12 protein-coding genes are annotated in these 9474 nt (G+C 30.6%); all 12 read right to left on the reverse strand.

The window, feature by feature from the left end; all coding sequences use genetic code 11:
- Positions 1-11 precede the first annotated feature (11 nt).
- Entirely contained in the window at positions 12-557 is a 546-nt protein-coding gene (locus B2W91_RS02310; protein ID WP_291578664.1) for a YmfQ family protein, read from the reverse strand.
- Entirely contained in the window at positions 547-1611 is a 1065-nt protein-coding gene (locus B2W91_RS02315; protein WP_291578665.1) for a baseplate J/gp47 family protein, read from the reverse strand. Before B2W91_RS02315 ends, B2W91_RS02310 begins: the two co-directional genes overlap by 11 nt.
- Positions 1604-2044, reverse strand: coding sequence for a DUF2634 domain-containing protein (locus B2W91_RS02320; RefSeq protein ID WP_291578666.1), 441 nt, complete (start codon positions 2042-2044; stop codon positions 1604-1606). Before B2W91_RS02320 ends, B2W91_RS02315 begins: the two co-directional genes overlap by 8 nt.
- Positions 2041-2388 carry a DUF2577 domain-containing protein gene (locus tag B2W91_RS02325; RefSeq protein ID WP_291578667.1) on the reverse strand — a complete coding sequence of 116 codons (348 nt, stop codon included), beginning with the start codon at positions 2386-2388 and terminating at the stop codon, positions 2041-2043. Before B2W91_RS02325 ends, B2W91_RS02320 begins: the two co-directional genes overlap by 4 nt.
- A gap of 1 nt (position 2389) precedes the next feature.
- On the reverse strand, positions 2390-3367 hold the full coding sequence (locus B2W91_RS02330) for an XkdQ/YqbQ family protein (RefSeq protein ID WP_291578668.1): 978 nt from the start codon (positions 3365-3367) through the stop codon (positions 2390-2392).
- Positions 3364-4011: a LysM peptidoglycan-binding domain-containing protein gene (locus B2W91_RS02335; RefSeq protein WP_291578669.1), complete on the reverse strand. Its 648-nt coding sequence runs from the start codon at positions 4009-4011 to the stop codon at positions 3364-3366. The genes B2W91_RS02330 and B2W91_RS02335 overlap by 4 nt, the downstream gene beginning before the upstream one ends.
- 10 nt (positions 4012-4021) lie before the next feature.
- A complete protein-coding gene (locus B2W91_RS02340; RefSeq protein WP_291578671.1) occupies positions 4022-6136 on the reverse strand; it encodes a phage tail protein in 2115 nt (704 codons plus the stop codon).
- A 200-nt stretch (positions 6137-6336) separates the two neighbouring features.
- Positions 6337-6495 (reverse strand): hypothetical protein, encoded by a 159-nt coding sequence (locus B2W91_RS02345; RefSeq protein ID WP_163247938.1) that lies wholly within the window; start codon positions 6493-6495, stop codon positions 6337-6339.
- Between the two features lie 23 nt (positions 6496-6518).
- Positions 6519-6926, reverse strand: coding sequence for a phage tail assembly chaperone (locus B2W91_RS02350; protein ID WP_039637069.1), 408 nt, complete (start codon positions 6924-6926; stop codon positions 6519-6521).
- Between the two features lie 12 nt (positions 6927-6938).
- Entirely contained in the window at positions 6939-7361 is a 423-nt protein-coding gene (locus tag B2W91_RS02355; protein WP_039637067.1) for a phage tail tube protein, read from the reverse strand.
- A gap of 12 nt (positions 7362-7373) precedes the next feature.
- Positions 7374-8441, reverse strand: a complete 1068-nt coding sequence (locus B2W91_RS02360) for a phage tail sheath subtilisin-like domain-containing protein (protein ID WP_291578672.1) — start codon at positions 8439-8441, stop codon at positions 7374-7376.
- Positions 8442-8443: 2 nt separating this feature from the next.
- Positions 8444-8860 (reverse strand): phage tail terminator family protein, encoded by a 417-nt coding sequence (locus B2W91_RS02365; protein ID WP_291578673.1) that lies wholly within the window; start codon positions 8858-8860, stop codon positions 8444-8446.
- Between the last annotated feature and the right edge of the window lie 614 nt (positions 8861-9474).

A 9474-nucleotide genomic window follows, 5' to 3' on the forward strand; every position in this document is an offset into this window, starting at 1 on the left:
TATTTACACCTCTATTCTCTATATTTTTCAAATTCATCCCAGGTTAAATTTAATTCTTCCCATTGATCCCAGGTTCTATTGTAGGATTCAAATTCATCCCAGGTCATATAAGTAAATTTATATTTTATAGATAAGTGAGCTGGTTTTATATCTTCTATTGCACTTTTAAGTCCTTCTAAGCTAGGGGGAATACCTCTTGTACCTACAAATTTTATTTCAAAGGTGTGTGGTTCTATATTTTCAGTAATTTCAACTTCCCCATTGGAAAAGCTTTCACTTACGTTCTTTATGAGCTCTACAGTAACTACACCTTGACCTCTTAGTTTTGCTTTTATGGCACTTCTTCTAAAATCTTCTGGTGAGGAAAGGTTAGTTTTTATATCTAAAAAATCCTCCCATAAGCTAAGTCCCCAAGTGGCTTTTTCAACAAAGCATTGATTTACCAAATCTTCAATTAAATTATTATAATCATCAATTTCACTTTGCTCGATTTCATAGATTTTAGAAAATATTTTAGAATTTCCTATAAAGGAGGGAAGATATTTTTTAAGCTTCACTTTCTATCTCCACCTTTCCCAAAACTCCAACTGCCCCTGTGGCAATTTCTATATTGGAAGTTCCATCATTGATGGTTAATTCACTGTAATCAATGATAGGAGGAATATCTAGTAATAAATTTGCTATTCTTGTATATCTAATAAGTGGATCTTTAAAAGCTAAGGTATTTAAATACTTAGTTACAGCATTTTCTATTTGAATTTTTACTTCCTCTAGGTTTGCATAGCTAGTTAATTGTAGTTTTACCTTGATATTTATAGGTATTTCCTCCACTCCAACTACATCCACTTCTGCTCCTATAGGCCTTTGAGCTTCGATATATTCTTTTACAGAAGTTATTAAATCTTCATTTGGTTTTTTATTGTTGTTATCCATAACTACTACCTTAACTGTTCCTGGTCCTTTATGAAGTGGTATTACTACTGCATTTCCTACTCCATTTACTTCAAGAGCCCATAATTTATAATGATGAATATTTCCACTAGTAGCTGGAACTCTAACTTTAAGCAGCAATCTCTTTAAGAGTTCTTCATCACCTTCAATATTGATACCTCCAGCTGCCCCTTCCTCATTTATAACGGCACTTACTCCCGAAATTGAAATAGGAATAGTATTTATAACTTTAGCTGGCACATTATATTTGTTTCCAACTTCTTCTGCCATAGCCTCCACAAAGGTTTTATTATTTTTTATAATACTCTCCTCTGTGGTTATAAACCTAAGTCCACCTTCTGTTTGAAAGATGCTTTCTTTAGGTATTAAAGTATCTTTACTTCCTTCAATCGTCAATTTTACTTTAGCTTTTATTCCAGCTTTTCTATAAATTCCAAACTCTTTAGCCTTTAATTCTAACTCTTCACTATACCCATTTTCAGCAGCTTTTATTGCAAACACCTTGTTTAGTATTTCATCAAGTTGTAATTTACTTTGCATAAGTTCTAAGGAAATGGGAGAAAGGGCATCATAAATAAATGAACCTTCAGACTTATCTATATCTGAAGGCACTTTTTTCATCATTCTATCAAGTATTAATTTTTCATTTTCACTATACACTTACCTTAACCTCCCCTAAATCTGTTTCTACTTTAAAATTTACTGTTATTTTATCCTTATAGCTTAGAACATCAATATCACTTATACCTTTGATATGCGGATTAATTTCTAAAGCTTCCTTTAAAAATCTTTTTATTTCCGACTTAGTAAGTTCTTTAGAATAATTTTTCCCTACTAGGCTTTCTATTTCACTACCATAGTCAGTAGTATAAGCTAAATATCTATATCTCTCTGTAATTAATGCCTTTCTTATCCATATATTAAGAGCTTCTATCCCTTCCACTACTACAAATTTACCATCCTTTAAGATAAATTCATTTTTTTGAAAATCCCAAGCATACTCACGGGGAATTTCCTCATTAATATTTAATTCATTTTCAACCTCTTCTATAACCTTTATATCTTCATCGGTGAATGTTGGAAAAATACTCACAGTTTCACCACCTTACATAATACTAAAAATTTAGAACTACTGATCTTTATAAGTGCTACGCCATCTCCTGATTTTAAAGTTTTATCAAAGCCAACTTTTTTCTTATCTATGGTTACATTTTTAGCTGAACCTTCAATTTTAGCTTCTCCATTAAAACTTATTTCTATATTATCTTTAAGTAGATGTTCACTTATATATAAATTTTCTTTACTAAGGGTAATATCACTTGTTTTAATGGAAAGAGGACTTGTAGAAATAATTTCACCTAATTCTACTGAAGGAGGATTAAAATATTTACCTTGATCTCTAATTAGTTTTATAAATTCTCCATAACACTCACTCAATTTAATTTCCCTCCTTTAAATCCATTTTATTTTGTAGACTTACTGTAAGACTCATAGTGTGCTGATTTGATGCTAAGTCAAAGGTATGAGTATCAGAATCAATATATAATATACAATCAACTAAAGCACTGATATACCATATCTTAGCTTTTACTGCATAACCAGTAATACATCTAATATCTCCTAATGCTTCTATATTTACATTACTTTCTATATCCTGTAACATTTGTTTTGCCTTATCCATATATCCATCATCATCTTTTGTAACGCTTTCTTGCAGAACTCCATACATAGTTATATTCTTTTGATTTTCTACCTTAGTTAAAAAGTTGTTATTTTCATCAAAGATTTTTACTCTATTAATCATATTTTCCATTGAGTCATCATAATTACAACTTATAATGTTTTTATTAGGCTCTAGAACTAATCCATCAATAAGCTTACCTTTTTCAATTAAATTAAATTGATCTTTATTCATCATTGGTATATAACATTTATTAGTTTTATCTCTGACCTTAGTGTAAGCTCTCATTATGATGTCATAAAAAGAAGTGTTTTGAGGAATATCACTAATTTTAACTCCAGTTTTAGCTATGTTCCCTACCTTTACCTCTGCTTCACTACATATTTTTCTTGTTATGTCTTCAGCTGTTATTTGATTAAAATTATAGGAGCCTTTAGACTTTGTAAAGTATATTAAAAAATCATAAGCGTTAAAGGTAAGTTCTTCGCTACTATTTAACTGTCTATCAAAGACAATTCCTCTAAAAATTTCTACACCTCTATCATCTACTACCCAAACTACAGTGTTAGGTCTTATTTGAGTCCTATCATGATTTCTATCAAATATAGAATAAGTTATAGTTCCCGTAAGTTTTCTAGCACATTGGCTTATACTTCCAGTTAAAGATAGGGATTTAATCATTGGTGTTATTTCTGTGACAACCCATCTATCATATAGTGCATAAACTTTTATCATAATTTTATCACCGTTCCTGGCTTTAGATTAGAATTGCCTTTAAATCCATTTTTTTCTGCTAGCTCTCTCCAATTGTCACTATTTCCAGTAAATTTTTTCGATATTAGCGAAAATGTATCTCCTACTTTAGTTGTATAGGTCTTAGGCTTTTCATCTACTGGTCTTACAGTAGATGAAATATTATTAGCACCTTTCATGTTGACCTTATCATGGCTATAACCATGCTTTCCTACTATCTTTGATGGAACTTTTATTGGATTGTACTCTTTTAAATCTAATGTAAAATAAACATCTCTAGTTCCATCTTGCTCTAAATAACTAAAGTTTTCTATAGAAAATAAACTATTAATAGGAGTTTCAGTTATTATAAACCTTACTGGTTTCATAGTTTCTTTAAAATTATTAATAAGCTCTATTGCCTCATAAGGTTCTGGTGAGTCTTTGTATGAAGCAAAACTATATTCTTGACTTGGAAAAAAGCTAGATACTTTTAGAGTTTTAGGAGGAGATTTTGCTAAAAAGGTCACTTCACCTAATTGTTCTAAATTTACAGTTTTATTTAAAGTACCTGAGCCTACTTCAAAGGATGGAGGAATTACTGGGAACATTAATTTATCATTGTCTTGGATTATCCAAAATTCCATAATATCACCTCTAAATATTAAACGCTGCTTGTTTTATTTCATTAACTATTTGTTTTGCTACTAAGTTTGGATCTGAAGATCCACTTATATTAAATGACATATTAAAATTATTGCTTCCTCTATTTTGAACTTGATTTACTTCCTTCTTAGTTAGAACCACTTCTCCTTCATGAAGTAATGCAGGGTAATTATTATAAGGTACTCTTGGTAGCCCTGTAGCATATCCTTTTGGTTCTTCCATACCTGATACATTGAATCCTAGAGCTCCCATTACCTTTTTAACAAGATTCAAAATATGCCCAAAAGCACTTCCTATACCATTTACTATAGGTTCAATAGCAGTCCACACCTTTTCTAATATATCTTGAACTATGGGCATAGCCCACATAACAGCATCTGCAATACCTTCGAACACCATTATACCCAGATCTAAAGCTGGATTTATTACACCCCAAGCAATTTGTACTGCATCAGATATCATTGGCATAGAATTAATGAACAATTCCTTGAGACAATCTATTTTGGGTGCTAACCATTCTAGAACTTCACCTAATTTGCTCATGATTGTTTCAGAAATTTCCGATACAATCGGTCCAAAGTTTTGTATTGCTGCTCCAATTATATCAAAGACACTTCCAACTATAGCCATAACAGGCTGTAAAAATGTAATTATTCCATTAAATACGTTACCAACTGTAGTTTGAATCGCTGGAAGATTAGTTTTAATCCATTCAATAGCAGGAGATAAAAACATTCCTATACTGCCTGCAATATACTTGACAACTTCTGCAGCTCTTTGTCCAAATTGTACAAAGCCTTCTGTATTATTCCCTAATAATTGAGCTAAAGGCCCTAATATTTCACTTATTAAAGGTAAAAAAGCAGTTCCAAAGTTAGTTCCCATGGTTTGAAGGCTTCCTGTTATAAGGCCCCATTGTCCAGTAACAGTTTTACTAAATTCTTCTGTTCCTCCAGCAAATTGTACCGTTGCTTTATCTTTAAGAAGCATATCGAAAGCTTTTGTCATTTCATCCTGTGTTAAATCTTCTTTTGAACCTTTACCTAATAATGCCTTGTACTCGTTCATTGAATACTCAAAGCCAAAATCTTTTGCTGCTGTAAAATCTCCTGTTCTCATTGAAGCTAATGCATTCATAGCGTCATCTACAGATTTTCCTGGATTAACTGCTGCCATATCCTGTGCTAATTTAACAAGACCAACTGATTTATCTGTATCTCCATTCATGATACTCAATGCCTTACGACCTGAAGCTATAATGTCATTTGGATCAAAAGGACTTTTTCCAGCTTCACCTTTTAAAGCTTCCATATAATTATCTGTAATAGATGAAACTTCTTCTTTGCTTTTGTCCTTGTTTTTAATCCCTATAAAATGCTTCATAGCTACTTTCTCTTGCTCTCCCTGCATAGCTGGACCTATGGTAGCGTTAAAAAAACTTTTTGCATTATCACCTAGTACAACTTCTTTAGCGAATTTTTTGATACCATCAAACCTCTGTTTTATTGCTCCAAAAACAACTTTAGTTTTATCTACTGCTTTAATTGCTATGTTGACAGGTTTACTAGCTAACCTTTTAATATTGCTAAATATATTTATAATTTTAGGATTTATTTCTGCGAGATGTGCTACTGGTTTAATTAATAACTTTTTAGGTTTAGCCAGTAAATTTCCTATTTCATTTGGCACTACTTGCTTTAATGCCATTGTTATATAATACGGCCTCTTTACAAAATTAGTTACATTAGACATTTTCTCTTTTAAATCTGACCCTGCCATAGTAAAACTTATCTTAGAAAGAGTAGATAAATTCTTCATCTCATCCTTTACCCCTTCTGGCAACTTAGGAAGCAGACTTATATATGCTTTTGCTCTTATAACAGTATTTTCAATTTCCTTTTTAATATCTGCTATTTCTTTTTCATTATGCTTAATATTTACTTTAATTTTACTGTCCTCTATTTGTTTCAGGCTTTGTCTTACCCTCATTACTTGCTTCAGAAATTGAGAAGTACTCTTATTTGCTTTACCCATAGTTTGATTAAAGTTGTCTTCTAGCCCTAACATAATTGTTAGTTTTTCACTTAGTTTTAATTTATTTGCCAAATTATCACCACCCTCTATTAAAATTATTAAAATAAGGGAAATATAAAAATCACCTTTAGAACTAATACAAGCTACTCTTGCTTCTAAAGGTGATTTTTAATAATAAAATTATAAATATTCTTCTAATTTTTATTTCTCAATTTTAAGATTATAATTGTCTAATATTATTTAATGCCTAAATAAAAAACTGTGAAAATTTCCTATACAATTTTCACAGCCATAATATTTTCATTTTTTAATATTTCCACTTTTTCTTCTAGTTCCTTTTCATAAAAAGCTGCTAAAAGAACTCTAGTACCTAAAGGTTTGTTATAAAACTCATCTGGCCATATACCTTTTGTCTTCCAGTAATAATACATCATGCCTACCATATGGTCAGAGTTTATGAGTTTTTTATTTCTTCTACCTGCCCTTTACCAAAGCCACTAAGATCATTTATAGTATTATACAAATGAGATACTTCACCAGGCAATAATAATTTATTTATCAAATCCTTTGGAGTTAAGCATCCATAATATTCTCTAAGTTCTTTCGATTTTAAATTTGGCTCTTTTACTCCTGATAAAAGAACAAATAATTGCATATCATTATTTTTTATGTCTACTTCTCCATCAGATTTTATAGTGAGAGCATTATTAGTTGCTTCCTCAATTTCACTGGCATTTAAAGCTTGGCATGTAAATACTACTTTCTCCCCTGCAAGCTCTGATAATCTCTTTATTTCTACTTGTTTTTCTGGTCTAAAAAGTTTATTGGTATCTACTTTTAATAATAAATCTATTGTACTCACTTAATTTCCTCCTTATATTTGGTCTAAATACTCATAGTCTGAAAAAGTAAATGGACACTCTAATTCACCTGGTTTTTCTGATTCCCAGTCAATTAATGTTAAATCGTCAAAAGACACATTTTTTATAGCTATACGCTCTGATCCAAAAGCATCTGGATCAGCTAATTTAGATATGATAGTAAACTTAATATCTCTTCCTTCTTTAATAGCTTCACCTATAAGTTTTCCCATACGACTGCTGATTTTGTTAAGCTTAACTGTACCTTTTCCTGCCCAGCCTACAACTTTTGTATCTTCTCCACCATATCCACAGCGTTTTACTACTTCTTTCTTTACCTCTATTTTTGCTTGAAGTCCAAAAGCTTCTGATACATAATCTCCTTCAAGCCACATTTCTCCAAATGATCCATTAATAACTCTCTTTGTTTCTAACATATATACTTCCCCCTATATAACAAAATTTAAATTTATATCTTCCATAGCATCAGTTATCTTAATTAATCCTTTTAGGAATACTTTATCCTTAGTATTTGCTTCCTTAATTTCTTGTTCATTCATATTATCAACATCAATACCTATAGTCTTAAGATAATTTTTTTGAGTTTCTATATCTATAGAAACCTTATTTTTTCCTAAGTCTAATAGGTTATCAATTTCTAATGCTTCTAAATAACTTTGAATTGATGACATTAATAGAATCTTATTATCATAATTATTAGCATATTTTCCGATAAAATTATCCTCAGCAGTTTTCTTTATATCGCTAACTATTAAATCCATCATATCAACTAATTTTATCTTCTTAAAATCTTCACTTTTATCTGCATTTGTAGTTACTAAGCTGTTTACTGCTCTTGCTATTTTCACCTTTTCTCCATCATGTAGAAGTAATAATTCACCACTATCAATTCCTTCATCAAAGCTTTCTTTAGATAAGTGTGGAACATCCTCTACTTCTGGTAATGGCTGATAAGTAGCACTTATATTAAGTGGACATCCTGCTAACATACCTGCTATTCTTGAACAATATTCAGAAGCTGTATATAGATTACTTCCTACTTTAATATTATCTGTAGCAAAGTTAATAACGCCTTCATTATCTGCAGCGCAATGTGGTAAAATTGCTTTCACTTTTACATCTTTATTACTTCTCATATCTTTTATCCAAGTTGCAATTTTAACAGCATCTTCATTAGTTATAAATGGAATAACTAAATAATCAAATTTTATTGTTTCTAATGTTGTTAATGCTTCTGTATAGTTCTCGCTTTCCTCAGGAATTATAAGTACTATAACCTTTTTAGCTGAATTGACACTTCCCATAAAAGCTAGCTCTACTTGCTTTTTATTATTTTCATTAATAGTTTTTGGTATTTCATCTACTCCATTTAATCTTTCAATTTGTATTTTTGAAACTTTGTCCTTTAATATTAATGCAACTATTCCTCTAGTCCCTCTTTTTATCACTGTTGAAGCAGTGCTTTTAAATGCAATATTAATTTGTGGTAATCCCATAACTATATTCCTCCTCTAAAATGAACTTCATTTATTTTTTGATCTTTTATATTTTCCTCCGCAATAATTTGCTCATAGCTTACATCAATTTTAAAACTAGGTATATCATCCTTTACTTCTAAAGTAAGCTTATTAATCATCACATAACTTTCTTTAACCTTAAGAGTAATGTCAAATAATGAATTAAGCCTATCTACTATTTGAACAAATTCACTATGTGAGCCTTCTTTTGGAAGATATCTTATACTAAAGGTTGCAGATACTTCCTGTAATGACTTTCTCTTTTTTTTACAAGTTGAGTTTACTAATTCTATAAAAAAAGCTGAACTCTCAAAGCCATCTTTATTTTCTACAACTTGAAAACCCTCCTTCTCTAAGGCTTCAGCGATTGCCATTCTTACATCATAAATCACAATCATATTTAATCCCCTTCCAAGATAAACTTTCTCATCTTCACTCAAGTGCAGCTACTTATCTGTGATATATATAACTTCATATCTCTCACCTCCTTTCAAAAATAAAAGCTGGCTATTTATAAAATAACCAGCTTTTAGGCATATACCTTATATAAAAAGGCACTTAGATTTCTCTAAGCGCCTTAAGATAACTTATCACACTATCATTTTAATATTTCTATACTGTACTTACAAGGACATGATTTAGACAAGTTCAACAATTGAGTATGGAGAATTGATAATTGACAATTTGGGATACTTCTCCTTTACGGAGAAGTCTTGAACTTATTCTTGAAGTGACGTAGTCACTTTTATTAAAATCTCATTAAAGAAATTAATTTGACAAAATTAATTTCAACCATAATTCTCCATCGCCAATTATCAATTCTCCATTGCCTAACTGTTTCTTAATGAAAAAGGCACTTAGATTTCTCCAAGTGCCTTAAGATAATTTATCACAATATCATTTTACTATTTCTGTACTGTACCTGCAAGGACATAATTTAGACAAGTTCAGCAATTGAGTATGGAGAATTGACAATTTTGGATATTTCTCAGTTAGCTGAGAAATTTATAAT

It is taken from the genome of Clostridium sp. UBA6640, assembly GCF_002455975.1.
In the GTDB taxonomy this organism is placed as follows: domain Bacteria; phylum Bacillota; class Clostridia; order Clostridiales; family Clostridiaceae; genus Clostridium_J.